Origin of the sequence: Ensifer sp. Root558, from assembly GCF_001427045.1 — a bacterium.
Classification (GTDB): Bacteria; Pseudomonadota; Alphaproteobacteria; order Rhizobiales; family Rhizobiaceae; genus Ensifer; species Ensifer adhaerens.
Genome location: NZ_LMGC01000037.1, coordinates 51,780 through 75,898, shown reverse-complemented (window position 1 = coordinate 75,898; position 24,119 = coordinate 51,780). Strand labels below are relative to the sequence as shown.

Annotated in this window: 21 protein-coding genes; 8 read left to right on the top strand and 13 right to left on the bottom strand. The window is 63.3% G+C overall.

Annotated features, from left to right (window positions below; all coding sequences use genetic code 11):
- Positions 1 to 31: 31 nt before the first annotated feature.
- The 3 genes from ASD63_RS31415 (at position 32) to ASD63_RS31405 (ending at position 2,869) form a co-directional block, all read left to right on the top strand.
- Complete coding sequence (locus ASD63_RS31415) at positions 32 to 706, top strand: response regulator transcription factor (protein ID WP_034805614.1); 675 nt, start codon at positions 32 to 34, stop codon at positions 704 to 706.
- Complete coding sequence (locus tag ASD63_RS31410; protein ID WP_034805611.1) at positions 703 to 2,040, top strand: HAMP domain-containing sensor histidine kinase; 1,338 nt, start codon at positions 703 to 705, stop codon at positions 2,038 to 2,040. The genes ASD63_RS31415 and ASD63_RS31410 overlap by 4 nt, the downstream gene beginning before the upstream one ends.
- Before the next feature lie 202 nt (positions 2,041 to 2,242).
- Entirely contained in the window at positions 2,243 to 2,869 is a 627-nt protein-coding gene (locus tag ASD63_RS31405) for an outer membrane protein (RefSeq protein WP_051659706.1), read from the top strand.
- 75 nt (positions 2,870 to 2,944) lie between these two features.
- Here the strand turns inward: ASD63_RS31405 and ASD63_RS31400 are convergent, their stop codons facing one another.
- The 8 genes from ASD63_RS31400 to ASD63_RS31365 form a co-directional block, all read right to left on the bottom strand.
- A complete protein-coding gene (locus ASD63_RS31400) occupies positions 2,945 to 4,474 on the bottom strand; it encodes an FGGY-family carbohydrate kinase (RefSeq protein ID WP_060530409.1) in 1,530 nt (509 codons plus the stop codon).
- A gap of 119 nt (positions 4,475 to 4,593) precedes the next feature.
- Entirely contained in the window at positions 4,594 to 5,412 is an 819-nt protein-coding gene (locus ASD63_RS31395) for an aldolase (RefSeq protein WP_180316482.1), read from the bottom strand.
- Positions 5,409 to 7,157, bottom strand: a complete 1,749-nt coding sequence (locus tag ASD63_RS31390) for a glycerol-3-phosphate dehydrogenase/oxidase (RefSeq protein ID WP_060530408.1) — start codon at positions 7,155 to 7,157, stop codon at positions 5,409 to 5,411. Before ASD63_RS31390 ends, ASD63_RS31395 begins: the two co-directional genes overlap by 4 nt.
- Before the next feature lie 12 nt (positions 7,158 to 7,169).
- The gene (locus ASD63_RS31385; protein ID WP_034805599.1) at positions 7,170 to 8,165 is read right to left on the bottom strand and encodes an aldo/keto reductase; all 996 of its coding nucleotides are present in this window, start codon (positions 8,163 to 8,165) and stop codon (positions 7,170 to 7,172) included.
- On the bottom strand, positions 8,162 to 9,172 hold the full coding sequence (locus tag ASD63_RS31380; RefSeq protein ID WP_034805596.1) for a sugar-binding transcriptional regulator: 1,011 nt from the start codon (positions 9,170 to 9,172) through the stop codon (positions 8,162 to 8,164). The genes ASD63_RS31385 and ASD63_RS31380 overlap by 4 nt, the downstream gene beginning before the upstream one ends.
- 2 nt (positions 9,173 to 9,174) lie before the next feature.
- A complete protein-coding gene (locus tag ASD63_RS31375; protein WP_034805593.1) occupies positions 9,175 to 10,164 on the bottom strand; it encodes an ABC transporter permease in 990 nt (329 codons plus the stop codon).
- Positions 10,165 to 10,192: 28 nt separating this feature from the next.
- Positions 10,193 to 11,734, bottom strand: coding sequence for a sugar ABC transporter ATP-binding protein (locus ASD63_RS31370; protein ID WP_034805590.1), 1,542 nt, complete (start codon positions 11,732 to 11,734; stop codon positions 10,193 to 10,195).
- Positions 11,735 to 11,793: 59 nt separating this feature from the next.
- The gene (locus ASD63_RS31365; protein WP_034805587.1) at positions 11,794 to 12,822 is read right to left on the bottom strand and encodes a substrate-binding domain-containing protein; all 1,029 of its coding nucleotides are present in this window, start codon (positions 12,820 to 12,822) and stop codon (positions 11,794 to 11,796) included.
- A 235-nt stretch (positions 12,823 to 13,057) separates the two neighbouring features.
- Between ASD63_RS31365 and ASD63_RS31360 the strand changes: the two genes are divergently transcribed.
- Complete coding sequence (locus ASD63_RS31360; RefSeq protein ID WP_060521959.1) at positions 13,058 to 14,044, top strand: substrate-binding domain-containing protein; 987 nt, start codon at positions 13,058 to 13,060, stop codon at positions 14,042 to 14,044.
- A gap of 64 nt (positions 14,045 to 14,108) precedes the next feature.
- Here ASD63_RS31360 and ASD63_RS31355 read toward each other — a convergent pair whose 3' ends face one another.
- From ASD63_RS31355 to ASD63_RS31335, 5 genes are all read right to left on the bottom strand, one after another.
- On the bottom strand, positions 14,109 to 15,374 hold the full coding sequence (locus ASD63_RS31355; RefSeq protein WP_060530407.1) for an ABC transporter substrate-binding protein: 1,266 nt from the start codon (positions 15,372 to 15,374) through the stop codon (positions 14,109 to 14,111).
- Between the two features lie 24 nt (positions 15,375 to 15,398).
- Positions 15,399 to 16,232, bottom strand: a complete 834-nt coding sequence (locus ASD63_RS31350) for a carbohydrate ABC transporter permease (RefSeq protein WP_060530406.1) — start codon at positions 16,230 to 16,232, stop codon at positions 15,399 to 15,401.
- Complete coding sequence (locus tag ASD63_RS31345; RefSeq protein ID WP_082573041.1) at positions 16,229 to 17,191, bottom strand: sugar ABC transporter permease; 963 nt, start codon at positions 17,189 to 17,191, stop codon at positions 16,229 to 16,231. Before ASD63_RS31345 ends, ASD63_RS31350 begins: the two co-directional genes overlap by 4 nt.
- 106 nt (positions 17,192 to 17,297) lie before the next feature.
- A complete protein-coding gene (locus tag ASD63_RS31340; RefSeq protein WP_060530405.1) occupies positions 17,298 to 18,464 on the bottom strand; it encodes an ABC transporter ATP-binding protein in 1,167 nt (388 codons plus the stop codon).
- Positions 18,461 to 19,303 (bottom strand): metallophosphoesterase, encoded by an 843-nt coding sequence (locus ASD63_RS31335; protein WP_034805572.1) that lies wholly within the window; start codon positions 19,301 to 19,303, stop codon positions 18,461 to 18,463. Before ASD63_RS31335 ends, ASD63_RS31340 begins: the two co-directional genes overlap by 4 nt.
- Positions 19,304 to 19,722: 419 nt before the next feature.
- On the opposite strand from ASD63_RS31335, the gene ASD63_RS31330 reads away from it, so the two are divergent.
- From ASD63_RS31330 to ASD63_RS31315, 4 genes are all read left to right on the top strand, one after another.
- Positions 19,723 to 20,811 (top strand): ABC transporter ATP-binding protein, encoded by a 1,089-nt coding sequence (locus ASD63_RS31330; RefSeq protein WP_034805571.1) that lies wholly within the window; start codon positions 19,723 to 19,725, stop codon positions 20,809 to 20,811.
- A 33-nt stretch (positions 20,812 to 20,844) separates the two neighbouring features.
- Positions 20,845 to 22,143, top strand: coding sequence for a PotD/PotF family extracellular solute-binding protein (locus ASD63_RS31325; protein WP_034805570.1), 1,299 nt, complete (start codon positions 20,845 to 20,847; stop codon positions 22,141 to 22,143).
- Positions 22,144 to 22,377: 234 nt separating this feature from the next.
- Positions 22,378 to 23,292: an ABC transporter permease gene (locus ASD63_RS31320; protein ID WP_034805568.1), complete on the top strand. Its 915-nt coding sequence runs from the start codon at positions 22,378 to 22,380 to the stop codon at positions 23,290 to 23,292.
- A 1-nt stretch (position 23,293) separates the two neighbouring features.
- Complete coding sequence (locus tag ASD63_RS31315) at positions 23,294 to 24,115, top strand: ABC transporter permease (protein ID WP_034805566.1); 822 nt, start codon at positions 23,294 to 23,296, stop codon at positions 24,113 to 24,115.
- The last annotated feature ends 4 nt before the right edge of the window (positions 24,116 to 24,119 follow it).

Below are 24,119 nucleotides of genomic sequence, written 5' to 3'. Positions count from 1 at the left end.
GAGACACGCCTATCGGATTCGGAGATATTCAATGCGCCTGCTCCTTGTCGAGGATGAGCTGGAAATGGCGGCAGCACTCAGTGCCGCACTCAGCCGCTATGACATGATCCTCGACCATGCACCGTCGATCGACCATGCGATGGCGGCGCTGGCCAGCCAGGTTCACGACGGCATCATCCTCGACCGGCAACTGCCCGACGGCGATGGCCTGTCTCTGATCCCGCGGGTGCGTGCGCTACGATCGGGAATCCCGGTAATCGTGCTGACGGCGCGCAGCGCCATCGACGAACGGGTCAGGGGCCTCGACATGGGCGCCGACGACTATCTCGCCAAGCCGTTCGCCGTGGAGGAGTTGCTGGCGCGCATCCGTGCCCTGATGCGACGTTCACCTGATATTGCGCCGATCACCGCCCGCATCGGCCAACTGATCTTCGATTTCGAAGGCAGACAGGCTCGTGTCGACGGCCGGGTGCTGGACCTGCCGCGGCGGGAACTGCTGGTGCTGGAGGCTTTGGCGCGCCGGCAGGGGCGCACGGTGCAGCGTTCGACTCTGGAGGAATCCGTCTATGGCTATGACGACGAAATCCAGTCCAATTCTCTCGACGCGCATGTTTCGCGGTTGCGCCGCAAGCTCTCGGAAACCGGTGCCGGCGTTGAAATTCACAGCATCCGCGGCGTTGGCTACCTTCTGAGACCCTCTCCATGACGAACGCTTCCACCAACTCGCTGAAGAAGCGCCTGATCTGGCAGATCCTGACCTTTCAGGTGCTGCTGTTGATGGCGGTCATCGCCGGCTTCATGGCCTTGCTGACGCGCGCCGATCTCGGCGGCAAGTTCCTCGACGCCGACGCCGCGTCGATCGCGGCCGGGGCAATCCGGCCGGATCCCGTCGGTGGGCTGACGCTGGTGGAGACACCGCAACTGCTTGCCATGCGGGCCGAGTCCGCCGATTTCTGGTTCGTCGCACGGAACGAACGCGGCGACATGATCCGCAGCGGACCGGTGCCGGACGCCTATCGCAGCATCGGCGAGCACCTCGACCGCATCGCCTTTGGCGATATGCGTGACAGCATCGAGCCCTATACCCTCTCGTCGATCGTGCGCTCGGTGACCACGGACAACGGCACCTATACGGTGCTTGCCGGTGGAGGGCGGCTCTGGAGCGCGTCCTTCGCGGTGTTCATCCTGGCAAACCTTCTGCTTTTGCCGATCGTCTTGATCGTGGTGCTGATCCCGGCCTTCGCGATCCCGATCATCGTAAGGCGCGCCTTTGCCGGTCTTGCCGAAGTGGTCGACCAGGCAAAGACGATCGATGTCGAGCGCCGCGGTGCCCGGCTGCCCGATCATCGCATCCCCGGCGAAGTGCGACCGCTCGTTGAGGCGTTCAACGGCGCACTGCAGCGGCTCGATGAGGGGTACGAGCGCCGCCAGCGCTTTATCCTCGACGCGGCACACGAGCTTCGAACCCCGGTTGCGATCCTGCACACGCGCCTGGAAAGCATGGAGGCCGGCCCGCTCCGGAACCGCCTGCTGATCGATTCCAACCGCATTGCCGGCCTTGCCGAACAGTTGCTCGATCTCGAACGCATCGATCGCGACGGCACGGATTTCGGGCAGCTCGACCTGGTTTCGCTCTGCCGCGACGTGACGGCCGACCTCGCCCCGCTTGCGCTTTCGGCCGGCTGCGACCTTTCCTTCGCTCCGGGCACGGAGCGCGTCGTCGTGCGCGGCGATACCGGCGCGATCGAGCGGGCGGTCACCAACCTCGTGCGCAACGCCATCGAACACGCCGGCGGCCTGATCACGATCCGGGTGGAGCGCGGCGGCGTGATCGAGGTCACCGACGAAGGTCCCGGCATTCCGGAACGGGAACGGGCCCGGATCTTCGAGCCCTTCCACCGCCTGCAGCCGCGGGACCATGGCGCCGGCCTCGGCTTGCATCTGGTCAGCGAGATCATCGGCCGCCACAAGGGTCACATCTCGGTGGTCGATGATCCCAAGGGTGGCGCCTGCTTCCGCATCACCTTGCCTGCCGGCTAGGATTTTCCTCAGTCGGCGTATGGTTAACAGATAACTAACAACAAAATCAGTAACTTAGACAAGTTGCGCAATGTTGGTGCAATCCGTGGGGCCGACAAAGGCCGTGTACCGTCCAAACATCGCCATCCCACCCCAAGGGTGAAGCGCACATGGGAGGACGCAAGCGCCATCAAGGCGCGTTTCCTATGCACGGAGCAAGAAAATGCGGCAGTCCAGCAAGTTTTCCATCTGGTCGGGTCTTACCCTTCTCGCCCTCTGCGGCGCACAGCCGTCCCAGGCGGCTGATTTCTCCGCCCCCACCTATCAGGACCCGCCGGCCTTCAGCTGGAGCGGCGCCTATGTCGGTGCCCATGGCGGCCTTGGCTTTACCGGCAGCCCCAACCCGTTCGCCGACCGCAATGGCGTCGCGCTCGGCGTTCAGGCCGGCTACAACATGCAGGCCGGCCCCGGCATCGTCGGGGCGGAAATCGAAGGCTCCTATCTCGGCGACACCGAGCACAAGGTCAACGGCGGCAAGCTCAAGGAGAAATGGCGCGGCGCCATCAAGGCGAAGGCGGGTCTCACCTTCGACCAGACGCTCGTCTACGGCACGGCCGGTTACGCCATGACCAGCTACAAGAAGGGCGGCGACGTGCGTAACGACGTCGGCTTCAAGGGCGGCTACCTGCTCGGCGCCGGCGTGGAACAGGCCTTTGCCGGCGGCCTCTCCGCCAAGCTCGAATACAACTACATCACGACGCCAGATGTCCGCACCCACACGAGCTCAGGCTCCAGCGAGAAAGACATCAACAGCCACGTCATCAAGGCCGGCATCAACATGCGTTTCTGACGGGTCAGACGGTTTGCGGCGGCGCTGCAACGTTCCTCCCAGCAGCGCCCCGACAGACCGATGCCCCTGCCCTGATCACTCCGCCGCTTCCCGCGCCGATCGCTCGGGCGTTGCAAGCCGGCGCCAGATCGGCGCCATGGCAGCGGCGATCTCGCCGTAAAGCGCAAAGCGCCTGTCATAATGCGCGGCAAGTGCAGGGTTTGGACGGTAGTGGCGTTCGGTCTTGACCATCGCCGCAGCACCGGCGGAGATATCGGCGAAAAGGCCGATGCCGGCGCCAGCCGTAATCGCGGCGCCGAGCGCGCCGGTCTCGCGTGAACGGGCGACCGTCACCGGCACGTCAAGCACGTCGGCGAAGATCTGCTGCCAGATCAGGCTGCGCGATCCGCCACCCGAAAGCACCGCCTCCTCGAAGCGAGCCCCAGCCGCGCGCAACGCCGCGATATGCTGGCGATGGCCGAAGGCGACGCCTTCAAGCACCGCGCGGACCAGATGACCCTTGCCGTGCCAGCCGGCGACGCCGTAGAAGCCAGCGCGCGCGTTGCCGTCCTGCTGAGCGCCATAGAGAAACGGATGGTAGAGCGGGTCATCAGAGGCCGGCGTGACCTCGGCTGCCAGCTGGCAGCAGAGATCGAAGGGCGACCGGCCATCCTTGCCGTCGTGCGGGAAGAGCTCGCGCACCAGCCATTCCAGATTGGCCGCCGACGTGGCACTCGCCTCGATCGCCATGTAGCGCTTGCGATCGAAGGTCGAGGACATGAAGAGCGGACGTGAGAGATCAGGCTGGTCGATGATCACCTGGTTGATGCTCCAGGTGCCGGCGATGATCGAGGCAGCACCGGTGCGGGTGACGCCCGAGCCGATTGCCGAAGCGACCACGTCGAAGAGCCCACCGACAACGGGTGTGCCGGCAGCCAGACCCGTCTGCGCCGCCGCTTCCTCGGTAACGCGTCCGACGATATCGGCGCTTTCGGCGAGATCGGGCAGCAGGTCCATGTCTTCGCCGAGGCCATAGGCCTTCATTAATGCCGCATCGTAACGCCTTCCGGCGACATCGAGCAGGCCCGCGCCGCTCATGTCCGAGACGTCGCTGACGCGCGCGCCGGTCAGGCGATTGATGACGAAGTCCTTGCAGAGAAACACCGTGCCGATTTTTTCAAACTGGTCAGGCCGATGGCGCTTCAGCCAGGCAAGCAGGGTCGGCGTTTGTGATGGCCAGGGCTTCTGCCCGGCGATCGGATAGGTTCGCTCGCCGACGCCTGCGGCCTGCCACTCCTCGGCGAGGCCGGCGGCGCGAGTGTCGAGCGACTGGATGCCGACAAGCGGTTCTCCGTCTCGATCGAGCGCGTAGAGACCGTTGCCGTGCCCGGCGCAACCGATCGCCGCGATCTCGCTGGCATCGATGCCGGCGCGCTCGATGCAGGCGCGGATCACCACCTTGGCATGGCTCCACAGTTCGCCAAGCCCGCGCTCGACATGGCCGGGCATCGGCACATGGCTGTGCCCTTCTTCCGCGGCCATCGCGATCTCGTTGCCGTCACGATCGAAAAGTACCGTCTTGATCACAGTGTTCCCGGCGTCGATCCCGAGCAGATACTTACCCATTGCCGAACCCCTCCCCAAGGTCCTTAATCCATTTGCCGGAACGCCACCGGTGTCCTCATAGCGGCAGCGTTCCTCTTGCGCCGGAGCATCGCTGGTGAAGCGGTTCCGGCTGAGCGATTTCAACCGCGCTGGTAGAGCGCGTAGGCTTCTTCGCCGCTTACATCCTCATGGATGATCGCCATCAGGCCGCGCACAACGGCGCTCGGATTGGCGTGCTGGTAGATGTTGCGCCCATAGACCATGCCCATTGCGCCCTGACGCATCAAGGCCGCCGACTTGTCGAAGACGTTGCGCAAGTCCTCCTTGCCGCCGCCACGCACGAGAACGGGGCAGCGCGCCGCCTCGACGACCCGGTGGAAATCCTCGGCATTGGTGGTCGGGTCCGCCTTGACGATGTCAGCGCCCATCTCGCGCGCAAGCCGGGTCAGCGTCACGATCTTCTCGGCGTCGCCATCGACCATGTAGCCGCCGTGCTCGGTCACCGGCTGCATCACCAAGGGCTCGATCATCAACGGCATGCCGTACTTGTCGCAATCGGCCCGCACGCGCGAGATGTTGGCGACGCATTGGCGGAAGAGATCGGGCTCGTCCGGCAGCATGAAGAGGTTGACGACGACGCAGGCCGCGTCCATCGCCAGCGCGCCGATCAACGGTTCGGCCTCGTTCTGCAACACGGCCCACATGTGCCGGTGGCGGATGCGGTTATAGGGGTTGCCCATGTCGAGACGCATGACCAACGCCGGCTTGTCCTTGCCCGGCACCTCCTGCAACAGATCCGCCTGGCCAAAATTCATCTGGATCGCATCCGGTGCGGCCGCGACCAGCGCCTTGACCACGGCTGACATGTCTTCAAGACCATTGAGGAAGGAGGGTTCGTTGCAGACGCCATGATCGATCGCGACGTCGAGGCAACGTCCACCGCCGAACAGACGGTTCATCCGGACCTTGCTGTTGTTTCGCATAATGCACTCCTTTGTTCGTTCCGTACGGATAGGGTTTCCTCGTCGACGCCATGGCGCTCGACGAGAAGGGCAAGAAATCGCTTACGCTCGACCGCGACACGCGGCGGCAACCATTGCTTTTCGATGGCAAGCACGGCGAGCACCGCATCCACCATGTCGAGCGAGAGCTCGCCGGTGATTGCAAGCGTCGTGCGGCGCAGCAGCAGGTCCTCGAGATGTTCGACGGCTTCGCTGCGGATCAGGTATTGCAGCTCGCGCGCGGAGTAATCCCGATGCGGCAAGGCATGGTCAGCGCCGGCGGCGATGAGATCGGCAACGTCTCGCGCGCCCGTTCCATAGCGGACGAAAAGCACTTGCATGCGCTCCCGCGAAAGCCCGGTGGCTGCCGCAACATCATCGACCCATCGGTCGCGATCGGAGGGATAGTCTTGCCCGCCACCGATGGCACGTTCTCCGGTGCTGACATGGCGCTGTTTTCCGAGCCGTTCCAGGGTGAGGTCGGCCGCCATTTCGCCGAAGGAGCGGAACGTCGTCCATTTGCCGCCGATCATGCAGAGCACCGGCGGACCGCCCTCAACACCCTCCACGAAGGTGCAGAAATGGTCGCGCGGGATGCGACCGGTGAAGCTGTCCTGGCTCGCCGGCAGCGGCCGTACGCCCGAGAACTGGAACACCACCTCTTCCGGCCTGATCCGGATGTCTGGCAGGACGAAGGCGAGCGACTGCAGGATGTAGTCGCGCTCGTCGGCTTCGCAGCGCACGGTTTCGGGATCATCGACACGAATGTCCGTCGAGCCCACCAGCACCTTGCCGAGATAGGGAAAGAGGATGCAGATGCGGCCATCCTCGTTCTCGTAATAGATCATGTGGCCGTTAAGCGCTTCCATGAGTTGGGCATTGTCGATGATCAGATGCGAGCCCTTGGTGCCGCCCATCAACGGGGCCGGCTTCGACGTTGCGGGAAACAGTGCGCCGTTGGCGATATCGATCCAGCCGCCGGTGGCGTTGATGATGAGGCCGGGCTCGATCGCAGCGACCGCGCCGGTGACATCGTCCTTCAGTTCGTAGCGTCCGGGTGCGGCCAGCGTCAGTTCGGCGTAGTTCAGCGCCTGCGCGTGAGAACCGGCGGCAAGCCCGTCCTTCAACAGCTCGATGCCGAGACGTTCCGGCTGGCTGACCCAGGCGTCGTAATAGGTCGCGGAACTCTTGATGTCGGGATTGAGCGCCGGCCAGCGTGCAAGCGTCGTGCGCCGCCCTCGGAAGGCATGCTTCGGCATCAGCGCCCGCTTGCGCGTCAGGAAATCATAGATGCCAAGGCCCATCTTGACGGCGACGGCGCCACGGCGGCTTGGCCGCCGCGTCAATCCCAGGAAGCGAACCGCGCCATTGGCAAGGCCCGAGAAGATGTCGAAGATCGGCACGGTCGTGGGCAGCGGCGCCACGTAATGCGGCGCGTTCTTCAGCAGCCGATCGCGTTCGACCAGCGATTCCCTGACCAGGCTGAACTCGCCATTTTCCAGATAGCGAAGACCGCCATGCACCATGCGTGACAGCGCCGCACTCGCGCCCGAACAGTAGTCGTGCTTCTCGACGAGCAGCACGTTCACCCCCTGCAGCGCCAGTTCACGAAAGACGCTGAGGCCGTTGATGCCGCCGCCGAGGACGCACACGTCCACCTTCGGGCTCTTGGGGAGCCCGTTGAAAATCTCTTCCCGGTTCATGATGGCAGTCCGTTAGCTGTCCATGTTGACGAGCGTCGCCGCGATGGCCGCGTCGATCCCCGCGAGATCATCGTGATCGAGCCGGATCGTCCCGGCCCTTGCATTGTCGAGCGCTTGCGCCGGATTGCGTGCGCCGCAGAGCGCGAAAGTCACGCCCTCCTGGCAGAGCGTCCAGGCAATGACGATCTGGGCGATTGTCGCGCCATGCTTTTCTGCGACCGGCTGGATGGCCTTGGCAAAGGCCGCGACCTTTTCGCGGTTGCCGACCGAGAAGCGCGGATTGTCGCGCCGCTGGTCGTCGCCTGAAAACACCCGCTCCGGTCCGATGCCGCCGGAGAGAAGGCCGAGCGCCAACGACGAGTAGCTGAGCGTGGCGACGCCGTTGCGCCGCGTCAGCGGCAAAAGCTCCGCCTCGATCTCGCGATCGATCATGCTGAAGCGTTCCTGGATCGCGTCGAGCCCGCCGATCGCGATGTACTGTTCAAGGTCGCTACGGCCGACATTGCTGGCGCCGATCGCCCGGATCTTGCCCGCCTGGCGCAGCTCTTCGAGCGCGGCCATGGTCTCCTCGATCGGCGTCGTCGGGTCCTGCCAATGGGTGATGTAGAGGTCGATGTAATCGGTGTCGAGCCGCTTCAGGCTCTGCTCGACCTCGTGATGGATCGCATCTCGGCCGAGGTAGCGGTGCACCGGCTTGCCGTCCTGGTCGAAGAAGTGCTTGCCCTTGTCCGTATGCCAGACGAGCCCGCACTTGGTGGCGATGATTGCCTTGTCGCGGCGGCCGGCCAAAGCCTTGCCGACGATCTCTTCCGAGCGGCCGAGGCCATAGGCCGGCGCCGTATCGATCAGCGTCACACCGGCGTCCAGCGAGGCCTGGATCGCCGCGATCGATTCCCGCTCGTCCGTGCCGCCCCACATCCAGCCGCCGATCGCCCAGGTGCCGAGCCCGACGGCCGAAGCCTTCACGCCCGATCGGCCGATCTCCCGCATCAATTGATCCCCGCTCATGCCAGAAGTCCCTTTTCGCTTGCCATGGCGAGCACGCGCTCGCCGGTCGCCTCGTCCGTCACCAGCGTGTCGAGGTGGTGTCCCCGCATGACGCTGAGGATCGGTCCGGCCTTGTTCGGTCCACTTGCCACGCCGATCTTCGTCGGGATCGAGGCGAATTCTTCGAGCGTCAGCGAGACCAGCGACCGGTTGAGGCTGTAGTCACAGACACGTCCCTCATCATCGAGCAGATGGGCGAGAAGTTCGCAGCTTGCGCCAGAGCGCTCGATTGCCGCTCGGTCCGTGCTCGAAGACGGATGCAGGTCGTAGTAGCTCGAATCGTCCGAAAGGATCGAACCGATGCCGACCACCGCCACCTTCGCTTCGCGCGCCCTCCCGAAGACATCCGCCACCGAGCGCATGTTGATCAGCATCGCCCGCTCGGCGGCACTGTCGGCAAAGAGCGGCGCGTGGATCTGGAAAGACCGCCCGCCGAGCCTGTCGGCCATCATCGTCGAGACGTGGTTCACATCCGTATAGTGCTTGCCCTGGACGCAGCCGGTACCGGGGATTACCTCGACATCGAAGCGGCGCGGCGCCTGCAGCCCCGCGACGACGGCACTGACACCCTTGCCGCCGGTGATGCAGATCGTGTCGCCATCGCCGATCTCTTCGAGCAGCAGCCGGGCTGCCGCCTCGCCGACCGCCTGGAGGGCGGTCTGCTGATTGTCGGAAACGGTCGGCACGACGATCGCCCGGCGGATGCCGCCGATCGCAAGCAACTGCTCTTCCATGTCGACCAAGGGCTCGATCGGCGACTTGATCTTGATCTCGACCAGGCCAAGCTGACGGCCGCGCTTGATCAGCCGGTTAACGGTCGGCTGCGAGATGCCGAGCCGATCGGCGATCTGCGACTGGGTCAGTCCTTCGAGGAAATGCAGGACGAGCGCCTGATGCATCTGCCGCGCGACGACGAGTTCTTCTCGCGCACTTGAGGCCTGGGACAAAATGGGTTTGGCAATCGGCATGGTCAGGCTGCCTTCCGCTTGTGCAGCAGGTGGTCGATGGAAACGGCAGCCAAGAGAATGCACCCCTTGATCATGTCCTGCCAATAGACGGAGACGTCGAGCAGGATCAACGAGCTGGTGACAACCGAGAGAAGAGCGATACCGAGGATGGCGCCGAGGATCGTGCCCGAGCCGCCGTTGAGCGAGGCGCCGCCGATGACCGCCGCAGCGATGATGTTGAGCTCCATACCGACCCCGAAGGTGGGCGTCGCGGCGCCGAAGCGCGACATGTAGATGACGCCGGCGACACCTGCGAGCGTCGAGCAAAGCACCGTCACCCAGAACTTCACCTGCTTGGTCTTGATGCCCGAATAGAGCGCTGCCTTCTCGTTGCTGCCGGTATAGAAGACCTTGCGGAAGGCGGTCGCCCGGCGCAGCAGGAAGTCGAAGAGCACGACGACGGCGACGAAGATCAGGATGACATAGGGCACGCCGTGGAAGGTGCCCTGCCCGACCGCCTTGAACGACACCGGCAGCGTGAAGAGCGACAGCGGCGTGCCCTTGGTGATGACGAGGCAGAGGCCGCGCACGATCACCATCGCCGCCAGCGACGTGATGAAATGATTGAGCCCGACGACGGTGACGAAGAAGCCCATGATCATGCCGATCATGCTGCTGGCGAGGATGCCGACCAGCGAGGCCGTCCAGGGATCGACACCGGCGAGAAACAGCGAACCGGCCAGCACCATGGCGAAGCAGACGACCGAGCCGACGGCGAGGTCGATGCCGCCGACGATCAACAGGATCGTCATGCCGACGACGACGATTCCTTCGACCGAGAAGCTCATCAGCATGGCGCGCATGTTGCCGAAGGTGAGAAAATGCGGCGAGGCAAAGCTCATGATGATACCGAGCGCCAGGATGATCGCGATCAGCCCCGCCTCACGCATCGTGCCGATGCGTTTCCAGGCGGGCGCCTGCGCATGCGTTGCAACCATCGTATCAACAGCCATTTCCGCCTCCCCGGCTCTATCAGTTCTTTCAGGCGACATGATCCACCATCCGGCCAGCCTCGGCCGTTTGCGTCACCCCTGAGGCCAGGCGGATCACCGCCTCCTCGCTCATTTCTCTGTCATCAAGCTCGCCGGCGATCGCGCCTTCGCGCACGACCAGAACCCGGTCGCAAAGCCCGAGCAGCTCCGGCAGTTCCGACGAGATCACGACAATGCCGATGCCGGTTTCTGCAAGCTCGCGCAGCAGCCGGTGGATTTCGGATTTGGCGCCTACATCGATGCCGCGCGTCGGCTCGTCCATCAGGATCACTTGCGGGCGAACGGCGAGCTGCTTGGCAATCGCCACCTTCTGCTGGTTGCCGCCCGAGAGCGACGAGACCGGCATATCGATGCCGCCCATGCGCACGCCGAGCCGGCGGACGAAATCGCGGGCGAGATCGGCCTCGGCCCTGGAATTCAGCAATCCGAGCGGCCCGGTCAGCGTCTTCAGATCAAGCACCGAAATATTCTGCGCGATCGACAGGTCGACGAAGACGCCGGAGCCCTTGCGATCCTCCGAGAGATAGACGATGCCGGCATCGACCGCGTCGCGGTAGTTGCCGATGCGCTGCGGCTTTCCGCGCAGCGTAATGTCGCCCTTCGACTTGGCCCTCAGACCGCAGATCGCTTCGGCGATCTCGGTACGACCGGAGCCGATCAAACCGCCGATTCCAAGAATTTCGCCCCGCTTCAGATCGAAGGAGACGGTGTCGATGCGGTCGCCATCGCTCAAGCCACGCACAGAGAGAATGGTCTCGTCCGTCCGCGCCTCCGGCGCCTGCTTTTGCGGATAGAGCTGGCTGATCTCGCGGCCGACCATGCGGCGTACGACATCATCAGCAGTCACGTCGGCGATCTTCTCGGTGACCACATGGCGGCCATCACGAAACACGGTGACGCGGTCGCAGAGCGAAAAAATCTCGGCCATGCGGTGGCTGATATAGATGATCGATATGCCCGCGGCCTTCAGGTCGCGGATGATGGCGAACAGCGCCTGCGCTTCGGCTTCCGTCAGCGCCGCGGTCGGCTCATCGAGGATCAGTACGCGGCAGTCGAGCGTCAGCGCCTTGGCAATCTCGACCAGCTGCTGGCTGGAAATGGCGAGGTCGGCGACCTTGCGCCGGACGTCGATCGGCGCCAGCCGGTTCATCACTACCTGGGCTTCGCGTTCGAGCGCGCCGTAATTCATCAGCGGCGAGCGCCGGCGGTTGGTGGCCGCCATGAACATGTTTTCCGCCACCGTCGCATCCGGGCAGAGCGCGATTTCCTGGTGGACGAGGCCGATGCCGAGCGTCTGGGCGGTCGCCGGCGAGGCGATTTTCACGGACGCTCCATCCACCAGCACCTCGCCGTCATTCGGCTGCAGCACACCGGCAATGATGTTCATCAGCGTGGATTTGCCTGCGCCGTTTTCGCCGCAGAGTGCGTGGATCTCTCCCCGCTCGAGGCGAAAATCCACCTCCGTCAGCGCCTTCACCGCACCGAAATGCTTGGTGACGCGCCGGACCTCCAGAACCGGTTGTGCTGTCATGCTGTCCTCCACCCGCAGTCCTGGCTGCCCGGAAACGACCGGGCAGCCAATTCACAATCTTACTCGTCGATGCCCTTGGTGCCACGACGCTTCAGGTACTTGTCCCAGTAGAAGTCATCGGCATTTTCGGCGGTAACGATCGAAAGGCCGTTGTCGACGAAGGGGATGCTCATCGGGTTGAAGCCGGAACGCTTGGCGTCGTTCATCGGATCGATCAGTTCCGGGTGCTTCGCCATCCACAGGAGCATGAAGCCCATATAGCCCTGCATGCCCTGGTTCGGGTTGATCGAACCGAAGACTTCGCCGGCCTTGATCATATCGAGGATGTTGGCGTTGACGTCGGCGCACATGACGAGGACCTTGCCGCCGCTTTCCTTGCTGGCCTGGGCCGCACCGATCGCGGAGTTGGCTTCCGGCATGAACACGGCGCCGAGGTTCGGATTGGCCTGGATGAGGCTCATCAGACCCTGATAGGCCTTGTTCGGATCCTGGTTCGAGGCGGCGCGACCGACGAGTTTCATGTCGGGCCACTTCTCGGCCATGCGATTGACGAAGGCGGTAATGCGCTTGTCGTGGTTGTCCTGGCCGGGGTTTTCAAGAACGGCATATTCGCCCTTGCCGCCCATCTTCTCGGCAATCGCGTCGGCGGCATAGATGCCTTCGCGGGTGTTGTCCGAGGTGATGAAGGAGACGCGCTTCGACAGCGGCGAGTCCGCAGCGAAGGTGACGACTGCCGTGCCCTGATCGATCGCCCGGTTGATCGGCTCGATGAACGGATCGGAGTTCATCGGGTGCACCAGAATGCCGGCCGGGTTCTGGGCAAGCGCCTGGTCGAAAGTGGCGATCTGCTTGTTGACGTCATATTCCGGCGTGCCGGTATATTCGGTCTCGCAGCCGAACTGCTGGCCGGCCTGCTTGAACATTTCATAGACCGGGAACCAGTATTCGACGCCGGATACCATGACGTTCATGACGTATTTTTCGCCGGGCTGGCAGCGAAACGGGTTCGCCGTTTCGGCGCTTGCCGAACCTGCCCAAAACGAAGCTGCAATGACCGCCAGAGCGGTCGTGCTGAGAAATTTGCGCACGCGTCCTCCTCGAGGCCGAAGCCCCTCCCAAAAACCGATAGGGCCGTTTGTTTGCGGCCGCTGAATGTATGAGTTCGCCGGAACTCCTCCTCGACTTCCGACGATTGCGATTTAAGCCGCGGACTCAGCTTCTGTCAATATAATTCACAGCATGAATAATAATTCACGCGCGACGTGGAAAACCTCGGGTCCGGGCCTTCAATCAGCTGTCACGCAGACCCGTTAGAGCGCGATCATGGTTACCCTGCAACAGATCGCCTTTCATGCCGGCTGCTCGCTGGCAACCGTATCGCGGGCGCTCAAGGGCGAAGGTCCCGTCAGCGACGAGATGGTGCGTCGCGTGCGCCGGGCGGCGGCCGAACTCGGCTACCGGCCGTCGCCGGCCACGGGACGCGCCACCAACCGCAGCCAGCCCGTCGTCGGCGTGCTGGTGCCAAGCGTCACCAACCCGGTGTTTGCCGCCTCGCTCGGCGGCATCCAGCACCGTTTGCAGGCGGCGAACCATGGCGTGCTGATCGCCCAATCCAATTATGATCCCGCACTCGAGGCGCGCGCCGTGCGCTCGCTGCTCGAACAGCGGCCGACCGGTCTGATCCTGACGCTCTGCGACGCCAAGACCAGCGAGGCGCTTTCGGCGGCGCTGCCGCCGACGGTGCTTCTCAACAACCGGCCGGTCGCACGTTTCGCTGCCGCCGTCACCGTCGACAATTACCGGGCCGGTTTCGATCTCACCCGCCACATCCTCGACCACGGTCACCGCCGCATCCTCGTCGTCTCCGGCCACTTCCGTTCATCCGACCGGGCGCGCCTGCGCTATGACGGCTATTTGGCCGCTATGCAGGAAGCCGGCGCCCGGCCGATGGAGGCGGTCGAGATCCCCTTCGTCGACGGCTATGAAAACCTCGACCTCGCGACGGTTCTTGCGCAGCACCGCCCGACCGCAATCATCGCTTCCAACGATCTGCTGGCGCTCGGCGTGATAGCAGCGCTACGGCGTGAAGGCCTTTCCGTGCCTGACGATGTCTCCGTCGCCGGCTTCGACGGCATCGCGCTTGGCCGGCTGATGACGCCAACACTCACCACCATCTCGATGCCCGACGGCGACATGGGGCTCGCAGCGGCGGCTCTGTTGCTCGATATGGCCGAGAATGCGTCGGGCTGCCGCCATCTCAATCTCGACTGCCGACTCTACGCAGGCGGGACTGTTCGCCACCTCGCGTGAGCAAACACGAAAACACCGCCTCGAAGTTTCCTTCGGGGCGGCGTCGATCGATTTGGTTACAGGATCAGCTGCGCGGCAGCAGGCTTTCGACTTCGGCCGCGGCCTCGTCCAGCGCTTCCTTCGGCGAGGCCTGCTGCTCGACGATGCGCGACAGGTTCTCGACGATCGTCTGCGTCACCTTCACCCCGTTGCTACCGGGGAAGGCATACCAGGGGCGCATCAGCGCCATCTGCTCGAGACCCGCGCGGAACAGCGGGTTTTCCTTGTAGAAGTTGGCGAGATACTCAGGCGACTTGGCGGCCAGCTCGTTGTTCGGCACATAGCCGGTGCCGGGAACGACAACCGAGGCGCCATAGGGGCCGGCTGCGAACTTCGCGAACTTCCAGGCGGCTTCCTGCTTTTCGGCGTCGCGCGTCAGGATAACGACGGCGTTGCCGCCGGTCGGCAGCTTGCCCTTTGCCGGGTCGATGAGCGGGATATGGGCAGTGCGCAGGTCGAACTTGTCGCCGACATTCTTGATGGTGTTGCGCAGCGCACCCGTCGTCTGGAAGGCGAAACCGACCTTGCCGGCAACGAAGGCCTGCTCGCCGGCCTGCTTGGTCAAAACCGGCAGACCGCCTTCCTTGACCATGCGGTCGAGCACTTCGACGGCCTTCTCACCTTCGGGACCGTTGAAGGCAACCTTGCTTTCGTCTTCGCTCAGCATCTCGCCGCCGGCGCCGAAGAGCAGCGCGGAGAACATCCAGTCATCGCCCTGCCAGCGGAAATCGATGCCCTCGTTGCCGTCGCCAAGCGCCTTGATCTTGCCCCCAAGCGCAATGACCTCGTCCCAGGTCTTCGGCGGGTTTTCCGGGTCGCCGCCGGCTTTGCGCACGAGATCGGCGTTGTAATACATGATCGGGTTGGAGGTGGCGAAGGCAAGGCCCACCTGCTTGCCGCCCACCTGGGCGAGCTTCAGGATGTTTTCGGAAAAGCCCTGCTCGGCCATGTTGCCGTCCTTGGCGATGAACGGGCCGAGATCAACGGGGACGTCGCGCTCGTTGACCATGCGCAGGCGGTTGAGGCCGATGAAGGTGAGATCGGGCATCTCGGCCGTTCCGGCCTGACGCATGATCGTCTGGATGCCTTCCTCATAGGTCGCCGACGGATTGGCGAAGGTGATCTTGATATCCGGGTTTTCTTCCATGAACTTCTTCGAGATCGTATCCATCACGTCCTTGAAGAAGCCGGGCATCGGATAATGCACCGTCAGCTGGGTCTCGGCGTTGGCGGGGGCTGCGAGGATTAGCGATGCGGCAGCCGCGGTGAAAAGCTGTCTCAGATGTGTCATGGGTTGCGCTCCAGGTTGGACCGTTCAGCCTTTGAGACCGGTCATGGTAATGCCCTCGACAAAACGCTTCTGCGCCAGCAGAAACGCGGTCACGAGGGGAAGGGTGATGATGAGGGTCGCGGCCATCAGCGCGCCGTAGTCGTCGCCGGCTTCTGCGGCGCGGAAGTAGAGAAGGCCGAGTGGCGGGGTCGCATAGTCCTGGTTGGTGACGACGATCAGCGGCCAGAAGAGATCGTTCCAGTGGGCGACGACCGAGAAGATTGCAAAGGCGGTGATCGCCGGCCAGGCGTTTGGCACGATGACGCGCGCGACGATGCCGGCTTCAGACATACCGTCGAGGCGTGCCGCATCGATCAGATCGTCGGGCATGGCGCGGAAAAACTGCAGGAAGAGGAAGATCGCGAACACCGAGATCGAGAACGGCGCCACTAGCGCTGCGTAGCTGTTCAGCACCGACAACCTGTCGAAGGCCACGTAAATGGGCAGCGCGGTTGCGTGGATCGGCACCAGGAGGCCGAGCATGACCAGCACCATCATGGTGCGGGCCGCCCGAAACTTCAGCTTCGCCATGGCATAGGCGCAAGGGATGGCGACGACGATCTGGATGACGAAGATCAGCGCGCAGACGACAACGCCGTTGAAGAGCAGGGTCGTCATCGAGACGCGCGACAGCGCCTTGGAAAAGTTCTCGATATAGGACCACTGCTCAGGGATCAGCGACAGCGACGAGGAGAAGATCTCGCTCTGAGCCTTGCCGGCGGTCGAGACCATGAAGATGTAGGGCGCGAGGAAGATGAGCGCGCCAAACGAGAGAACGGCGAGGCGAATGAGGCGGGTGACGGAGATGGTGTTGGTCATGCGTAGTGAACCTTCCGGTCGAGCACGCGGTACTGCAGGAACATCAGGACGACGAGGATGGCGAGGAAGACGACGGTCATGGCCGAGGCATAGCCGACGCGCAGATAGACGAAGCCCTCCTGGTAGATGGTGAAGAGCAGCACCTCCGACGCCTTGTTCGGACCGCCCTCGGTCAGCGTCTTCACCGTCTCGAACACCTTCACTGAGTTGATGATGCTGATGGTGGTGACGAACAGCGTCGTCGGCCCGAGCATCGGCCAGGTCACCAGCCGGAAACGATCGAACCAGGTCTTGGCGCCGTCGACTTCCGCTGCGGCATAGAGCTCGCGCGGGATGGCGGTGAGACCGGCGAGGAACAGCACCATGTTGAAGCCGACCGACTGCCAGATGCCGATGATCGACAGACCATAGAGCACCGTGCCGGAGGCCCCGAGCCAGTTGGGGCCGGCAATGCCGAAAACGGCCAAGAAGGTGTTGATCGGGCCGATGGTCGGGTGAAACAGGAACTGCCAGACCGTCGCCATGGCGACGAGCAGCGAGGCCACCGGCAGGAAATAGACCGTGCGGAAGAACGCCCGCCCCTTGGTTTCCGCCTCGATCAGCATGGCGATCGCCAGCGCCAGCACGATCGAAACCGGTGTGACGATCGCGGTGTAGATGGTGGTATTCCAGAGCGAGCGCCGGAAGGTGCGGTCGCTGAAGAGTTCGGCATAGTTCTCGAAGCCGACAAAGCGGAAGCTGCCGTAGCCGAGCTCGAAATCGGTGAAACCGAGAACGATCACCGCCGCGGTTGGTAAAAGGATGAAGAGGACGAGCAGCGTGATGGCCGGCAGCGCTAACAGCCAGGCAATGCGGGCCTCGCGGCGATCGGGATCGGTGGTCGCGGCATCGATCGCCGTTTGGGTCCGCAGCCGCTGCGTCGGCTGGACACCGTCTCGCAGAGATGAATGCTGAGGCATTGTCTCCAGCCGATCTCCCCCCTTGTGGGGGAGATGCCCGGCAGGGCAGAGGGCGGTATCCACGAAATCCGCCGCCCCTGCCGCCGTATCCCGATTGGAACCCGCCTTAGCCATGGATCTTCTCCAGCGTCGCGGCGATAGCGACCCGCTCGGCTGGCAGCCGGGTGCCCTCGCCGTCGAACAGCATCGCCCGTTCCGGCATGAACTCGACGTCAACGGGCTGACCGATCGCGAGCGCCGCGGCCTCGGCAGGTGCTGACTTGGCAGTGACCAGCTCGCCGATCGCATCGAGGCGGGCGTGAACGATTACCTCAGAGCCGAGGAACTCCATACGCTCGACCCGCGCGCTCAACCGGCCGGCGCTTGCCGCATGGAAGCGCACGAATTCCGGGCGGATTGCGAGCTTCACTGAAGCATCCGGCGCCTGTCCGCGGCTTGCCAGAAGCACCAGATCGCCGAAGCGCACGATGCTCGCCGTATCCGTGCGGGTCTCCAGCACGTTGATCTTCGGCTGGCCGAGGAAGCGTGCGACCTCGATATGGGAGGGGTTGTCGTAGATCTCCTTCGGGGTCGCCAGTTGCAAGAGATTGCCGCCGATCATCACTGCCACTCGATCCGCCATCGACAGGGCTTCCGACTGGTCGTGGGTGACATAGAGCGTCGGCACGCCGGCGCGGCGGTGGAGATCGACGATCTCGCCGCGGGCGTGGACGCGCAGGTTGGCATCGAGATTGGAGAGCGGCTCGTCCATCAGGAAGACGGCCGGGCGGCGCACCATGGCGCGGGCGAGCGCCACGCGCTGGCGCTGGCCGCCGGACATCTGGCCGGGCTTGCGGTCGAGCAGGTGATCAATCTTCAGCGCCAGCGCCATTTCCTTGACCTGGCGCTGGATATCGCTGCGGATCTGCTTCTGCCCCGGCATCAGATTGCCGATCACAGGCAGGCGCTGCGCCGCTGTCAGCCGCCGCATCGCAAGCGGCACGGCGATGTTCTCGCCCGCCGTCAGGTGCGGATAGAGGGCATAGGACTGGAAGACCATCGCGACATTGCGATCGGCCGCCGCCATGCGCGCGACACTGCGGCCGCCGATGACGATCTCGCCGCCGTCGCCATGATCGAGACCGGCGACGATGCGCAACAGCGTGCTCTTGCCGCAGCCGGAAGGACCAACGAGCGCGATGAACTCACCCGCCTCCGCCTGCAGGCTAACCCCCTTCAGGATCGCGTTGCCGCCATAGGACTTGGTGATACCCTCTAGCGAAAGCACGCTCATTGCGCGGCCTCCACACGGACCGTCTTCTTGGCCGCCAGCGGGTAGACCTCTTCGACGATCGGATCGAGCAGGTGGCTGGTCAGTCCCGGCACCGCGATGATCTCGCTTTTGACGTTGACTTCGCTAAACTCGTGTACGACGGCGCCGACCAGCCGCTCGCCCGGCATCGGCCGTTCCAGCGTATCAATGATGAAGGAGGTCGGCGGCGCCCAGACGAGCGACGTCCCGGCGTGCTTGCCCGTCCAGGCCCAGTGCAGGTGGCCGCTTGCATGCAGCGCCACCTCGGCTTCGGCGAAAAGATCAAACAGGCGTTGGCGCTGGCGCGGACGGATGCCCCAGTAGCCGGTGTCGCCTTCGCCCGGATCGTCGACGAAGAGCGGCTTGTGGGCAAAGACGGCCACCCGGCGGCCGTCGCGGCTGAGCAACTGTTCCTCCAGCCAGGTAAACTGCCTGTCTTCTTCTTCGTCCTCGAAGCCGATCAGCAGGCTGTTGAGGCCGAGCAGCCGCCAGTCGCCATGGTCGCGGCCCCAGTAGTCCGGACCGGCGAGCCGGCGCCAGCGGGCAAGCCGAACTGGATCCACCGGCTGGTGCGAACCCGGCAGATGGCCGACATCGTGATTGCCGGGAACGATCAGCACCGGCATCGAGAGCTGGCCGATCAGATCGAGCGAGAAGGTGATGTCGTCCTCGTGGTCGGCGCCATCGATGGTGACGTCGCCGGTGTGGATGACGAGATCGGGTGCCACCGCCTCGATCCAGGCGCGAACCGGTTCCCAATTGCCGTTGAAGTGGCTTTTGGCGGGGCTGAGATGGGTGTCGCTGATCTGGACGATTTTCATGGAAACGGGCCTCCGACGATGGCTTGCGGTATCCGCGTCGAAGGGCTGATACTTCCCTTCTCTGCGGTTGGCCGCAGTCTTTAGGGAGCCGCCATGTCAGTTTGGTAACAGCCGTTCTCAGCTGATTTTCAGTTTCTCCATGAAAGCGTCATCTTCGGGAATGCCAATAGGTCGCGAAATTCGCCCTTGCCCACCCCGGTGGAGCCGCCGCGATCGTTGTGCTCAAAATTTTACGTTATCGTATACAATAATTTGCGCATATTGACGACAAAAAGCCCAAATCATGGGCAGTCGCCCTACGCCGTGAACGACACAATCCGGCACAAAAAACGGCCATTCTCGCTATAAAACATAGCCTTAGGCACGACGATCGAATTTGGCACGATTGATGCTTCTTCTTGTTGCAAGGAGAAAGCCTCATGTCGAAAGCCGCAGAGATCGATATCGTTTCCGTTTCCAAGATGTATGGCGCGACCACGGCCGTGCATTCCATCAGCCTGAAGATCCCTGCCGGCAGCTACTGTTGCTTCCTTGGCCCGTCCGGCTGCGGCAAAACTTCGACGCTGCGTATGATCGCCGGCCATGAGAGCATTTCCTCAGGCGATCTCAGGCTCGGCAATATCGTCGTCACGGATTTTCCGCCGGCCAGGCGCAGCACGGCGATGATGTTTCAGTCCTATGCGCTCTTCCCTCATCTCGACCTCATCGACAACGTCGCCTTCAGCCTGAAGATGAAGGGCGTCACCCGTGACATCAGACGCGCCAAGGCGCTCGACATACTGAAGCTGATGCAGATGGAGGCCTACGGCACCAGGCGCCCGGCCCAGCTTTCCGGAGGCCAGCAGCAGCGCGTGGCGCTTGCCCGCGCGCTGATCACCGAGCCGGAGGCGCTGTTGCTCGACGAGCCACTCTCGGCGCTCGACCCGTTCCTGAAGATCCGCATGCGCGCCGAACTGAAGAAGCTGCAGAAGACACTCGGCATCACCTTCGTACACGTCACCCACAGCCAGGAAGAGGCAATGGCGCTCGCCGATCTGATCGTCGTCATGAACAACGGCCGGATTGAGCAGGCGGCAGCACCCCGCACGGTGTTCGAGCGGCCGGCCACCGCCTTCGTCGCCCGCTTCATGGGCGACCACAACGTTCTCTCCGGAAAAGTCCGGGCGATCAGCGACAACGTCGTCGAAATGGAGACGGCCGGGGGCCAGGTCTTTACGGTGCGCGATATCGCCCAGCAGGTGGGTCGGCCGATAGACATCGGCATCCGCACCGATCGCGTGCGGCTCGCCCCGCCCAGTGAGAAGGGCCTCGGCTTCCAGGCGGTGGTCTCCAACATCGAATATCGCGGCGCCTCGGTGAAGCTCACCGCCACCGGCGCCGGCAGCGACGACTTCACGGTTATCGTCAGCGACGCCGACCATTTCAGGAAGCCGGTCGCGGTCGGCGACGCGGTGTCGCTGAGTTGGACCCTGGAGGACGTCGTCCCCCTCGGCCAACTTTCCGCATGAGCTAATCAACCATCACAAGAAGGGGAACTGCACATGACGACTGAAACCAAGACCGAGAAACCTGCGAGCGGCCTAACACGGCGTTCGCTGCTCAAGACCGGCGTTGCTGCCGTCGGCGCGATCGCCGGATCCGGTGTGATCACCGGCTTCCCAACGATCTGGGCGCAAAATCCAATCACGCTGCGGCAGTTCGGCACCGGCGTTTCAAACATCAACGCGATCGCCGAGAAGTGTAAGCAAGACCTCGGCATCACGCTGGAGATGACGGCGACCGATTCCGACGCCGCCGCGCAGCGGGCGGTAACGCAGCCCGATTCCTACGACATCGCCGACATCGAATACTGGATCGCCAAGAAGGTCTTCCCAGCCGGCGTGATACAGCCGATGGACGTCAAGAAGATCAAGTACTTCGACAAGATTGTGCCGCTGTTCATAGACGGCAAGCTGAAGCCCGAAAGCGTCGTCGCGCAAGGCACCGCGCCGCACACCGTTGGATTTGTTGACGCCCAGGATTCCAAGACCTTCGCCAAGTCGCCGACCGACTGGATGACCCTGATCCCGACGATCTACAACGCCGACACGCTCGGCATTCGCCCCGATCTCGTCGGCCGCGAAATCTCGACCTGGGCCGACATCATGGACCCGGCCTTCAAGGGAAAGACCGCGATCCTCAACATCCCCTCGATCGGCATCATGGATGCGGCAATGATCATGGAGGCGATGGGTAACATCAAATATGCCGATAAAGGCAACATGACCATGGACGAGATCGACAAGACGATCGAGTTCCTGATCAAGGCCAAGCAGGACGGCCAGTTCCGTGCCTTCTGGAAATCCTTCGACGAGAGCGTCAACCTGATGGCCTCTGGCGAAGTCGTCATCCAGTCCATGTGGTCGCCGGCCGTCGCCGCCGTGCGCTCCAAGGGCATTGCCTGCAAGTACCAGCCGCTGAAGGAAGGCTATCGCGCCTGGGGCGGCGGACTCGGCCTTGCCGCCCATCTTCAGGGCGCGCAGCTCGATGCGGCCTACGAATACATCAATTGGTATCTGTCGGGCTGGGTCGGCGCCTATCTCAACCGCCAAGGCTACTATTCCGCCGCGATGGAAACCGCCAAGGGTTTCATGTCCGAGGACGAGTGGGGCTATTGGGTGGAGGGCAAGCCCGCCAAGGGCGACATCCTCTCGCCGGAGGGCAAGGTGATGGAAAAGGCCGGCGCCGTCCGCGACGGCGGATCGTTCGAACAGCGCATGGGTAAAGTTGCCTGCTGGAACTCGGTCATGGACGAGGACCGTTACATGATCAAGCGCTGGAACGAATTCATCGCGGCGTAGTCGCAGGCACGGGTACGACTGCGCCCGCAGCGGTCTTGCCCCTCACCCTAACCCTCTCCCCGCTCGCGCGGAGAGGGGACGTGCCACACCTGCGGTCCAGATGTTTGTGAGGCGGTGCGGCATATCCCTTCTCCCGCCTGCGGGGAGAAGGTGCCGGCAGGCGGACTAGGGGCAATGCCTCACCGCGCGGATAAGGGGCACCCCCTCGTCCAAAAATCGAAGAGAGGACCAACAATGGCGACAATAGCCACTTCGCAGTCAGGGGAGATCGGAACAGAGACGGCGCCCCGTCGCCCCGCCATTCCCCGCGCGCTTGCCTCCTACATCCAGGCGCTGCCGCTGACGCTGATCCTCGGCTTCTTCTTCGTGTTGCCCATCCTGACGATCGTCGTCGTCAGCTTCTGGGATTATGATTTTGCCGGTCTCTACCCGGACTTCCTGACGATGAACTACGCCGACACGCTTGGCTCCTGGGTGACGTGGAAGACCTATCTCAACACGCTGAAATTCACCGTTCTCGTCTGGGCACTGACCCTCGCGATCGGCTTCTGGGTAGCGTATTTCCTCGCATTCCATGTTCGTACCACCACCATGCAGATGGTGCTCTTCCTCGTCTGCACCGTGCCGTTCCTGACGTCGAACATCATCCGCATGATTTCCTGGATCCCGGTGCTCGGCCGCAACGGTCTTGTGAACTCTGCCCTGATCGAGCTCGGCCTCATCCCACAGCCGATCGAGTGGCTGCTCTATTCCGATTTTGCCGTGGTGCTCGCCATGGTCCATCTCAACACGCTGTTCATGGTGACGCCGATCTTCAACACGCTGATGCGCATCGACCGATCGTTGATCGAAGCGGCCCGAGACTGCGGCGCCTCCGGCTTCCAGATCCTCTGGAACGTCATTCTGCCGCTCGCCAAGCCCGGCATCGCCATCGGCTCGATCTTTGTCGTCACCCTCGTCATGGCGGATTTCTCGACCGTGCAGGTCATGTCCGGCGGCCAGAGCGCCTCGGTGGCGCTGATGATGAAGAACCAGATGTCGCTCTTGCAGTATCCGGCCGCCGCCGCCAACGCGGTGGTTCTTCTGATCGTCGTTCTCCTGATGGTCGCCGCCATCCTACGCGTCGTAGACATTCGCAAGGAGCTTTGACATGCCTCACGAGAAACGCGGCAAGGAATTCTACCTGCTTGCAGCCTTCTTCACCCTGTTCGTGCTGTTCCTCTACGGCCCGCTCTCGGCGGTGCTGATCCTCGCCTTCCAGGGGCCGGACGGCGGTCTCACTTTTCCGCTGAACGGCGTCTCCGTGCACTGGTTCTACAATCTGTTCGAAAGGCAGGCGGTCGGTGATTTCGGCGCTTCGTTCCGCCGGTCCTTCACGCTGGGGCTGATGGTCATGGTGGTCAATGTCGTCGTCGCCCTGCTTGCGGGCCTCGCCTTCCGCCGGCGCTTCCGCGGCGCGACCGCGCTGTTCTATCTGACTGTCGCCAGTCTCGTGGTGCCGTCGATAATCATCTCGCTCGGCATCGGCGTCGTCTTCCAGCAGTTCGGCCTGAAACCCGGCTGGTATTCCTCCGGCTTCGGCGCGCATCTGACCTGGACGCTGCCCTTCGGCGTGCTCATCATGTTTGCGGTCTTCAACCGGTTTTCGCCGGCCTATGAAGAGGCCGCTCGCGATCTCGGCGCGACGGCGTGGCAGACCTTTCGCCATGTGCTTTTGCCGATGATCGCCCCGAGCCTGATCGGCGTCGGTCTCTTCGGCTTCACGCTCTCCTATGACGAGTTCGCCCGCACGCTGATGACATCAGGCAGCTACAACACCCTGCCGCTCGAGATCTACGGCATGACGACGAACGTGACGACGCCGGTACTTTATGCGCTCGGCACGGTCACAACCCTCTTCTCCTTCACCATCATCCTAGTCGCGCTGGCTGTCATACTGATGCTGCGGCGCCGCCAGGCAAAGCTGAGCTAGGACC

What these genes read in the sequence shown, in the direction of transcription:
- ASD63_RS31415 (WP_034805614.1), top strand. Translation starts at nt 32, where the DNA reads ATGCGCCTGCTCCTTGTCGAGGATGAGCTGGAAATGGCGGCAGCACTC.
- ASD63_RS31410 (WP_034805611.1), top strand. Translation starts at nt 703, where the DNA reads ATGACGAACGCTTCCACCAACTCGCTGAAGAAGCGCCTGATCTGGCAG.
- ASD63_RS31405 (WP_051659706.1), top strand. Translation starts at nt 2,243, where the DNA reads ATGCGGCAGTCCAGCAAGTTTTCCATCTGGTCGGGTCTTACCCTTCTC.
- ASD63_RS31400 (WP_060530409.1), bottom strand. Translation starts at nt 4,474, where the DNA reads ATGGGTAAGTATCTGCTCGGGATCGACGCCGGGAACACTGTGATCAAG.
- ASD63_RS31395 (WP_180316482.1), bottom strand. Translation starts at nt 5,412, where the DNA reads ATGAACCGTCTGTTCGGCGGTGGACGTTGCCTCGACGTCGCGATCGAT.
- ASD63_RS31390 (WP_060530408.1), bottom strand. Translation starts at nt 7,157, where the DNA reads ATGAACCGGGAAGAGATTTTCAACGGGCTCCCCAAGAGCCCGAAGGTG.
- ASD63_RS31385 (WP_034805599.1), bottom strand. Translation starts at nt 8,165, where the DNA reads ATGAGCGGGGATCAATTGATGCGGGAGATCGGCCGATCGGGCGTGAAG.
- ASD63_RS31380 (WP_034805596.1), bottom strand. Translation starts at nt 9,172, where the DNA reads ATGCCGATTGCCAAACCCATTTTGTCCCAGGCCTCAAGTGCGCGAGAA.
- ASD63_RS31375 (WP_034805593.1), bottom strand. Translation starts at nt 10,164, where the DNA reads ATGGCTGTTGATACGATGGTTGCAACGCATGCGCAGGCGCCCGCCTGG.
- ASD63_RS31370 (WP_034805590.1), bottom strand. Translation starts at nt 11,734, where the DNA reads ATGACAGCACAACCGGTTCTGGAGGTCCGGCGCGTCACCAAGCATTTC.
- ASD63_RS31360 (WP_060521959.1), top strand. Translation starts at nt 13,058, where the DNA reads ATGGTTACCCTGCAACAGATCGCCTTTCATGCCGGCTGCTCGCTGGCA.
- ASD63_RS31355 (WP_060530407.1), bottom strand. Translation starts at nt 15,374, where the DNA reads ATGACACATCTGAGACAGCTTTTCACCGCGGCTGCCGCATCGCTAATC.
- ASD63_RS31350 (WP_060530406.1), bottom strand. Translation starts at nt 16,232, where the DNA reads ATGACCAACACCATCTCCGTCACCCGCCTCATTCGCCTCGCCGTTCTC.
- ASD63_RS31345 (WP_082573041.1), bottom strand. Translation starts at nt 17,191, where the DNA reads ATGCCTCAGCATTCATCTCTGCGAGACGGTGTCCAGCCGACGCAGCGG.
- ASD63_RS31340 (WP_060530405.1), bottom strand. Translation starts at nt 18,464, where the DNA reads ATGAGCGTGCTTTCGCTAGAGGGTATCACCAAGTCCTATGGCGGCAAC.
- ASD63_RS31335 (WP_034805572.1), bottom strand. Translation starts at nt 19,303, where the DNA reads ATGAAAATCGTCCAGATCAGCGACACCCATCTCAGCCCCGCCAAAAGC.
- ASD63_RS31330 (WP_034805571.1), top strand. Translation starts at nt 19,723, where the DNA reads ATGTCGAAAGCCGCAGAGATCGATATCGTTTCCGTTTCCAAGATGTAT.
- ASD63_RS31325 (WP_034805570.1), top strand. Translation starts at nt 20,845, where the DNA reads ATGACGACTGAAACCAAGACCGAGAAACCTGCGAGCGGCCTAACACGG.
- ASD63_RS31320 (WP_034805568.1), top strand. Translation starts at nt 22,378, where the DNA reads ATGGCGACAATAGCCACTTCGCAGTCAGGGGAGATCGGAACAGAGACG.
- ASD63_RS31315 (WP_034805566.1), top strand. Translation starts at nt 23,294, where the DNA reads ATGCCTCACGAGAAACGCGGCAAGGAATTCTACCTGCTTGCAGCCTTC.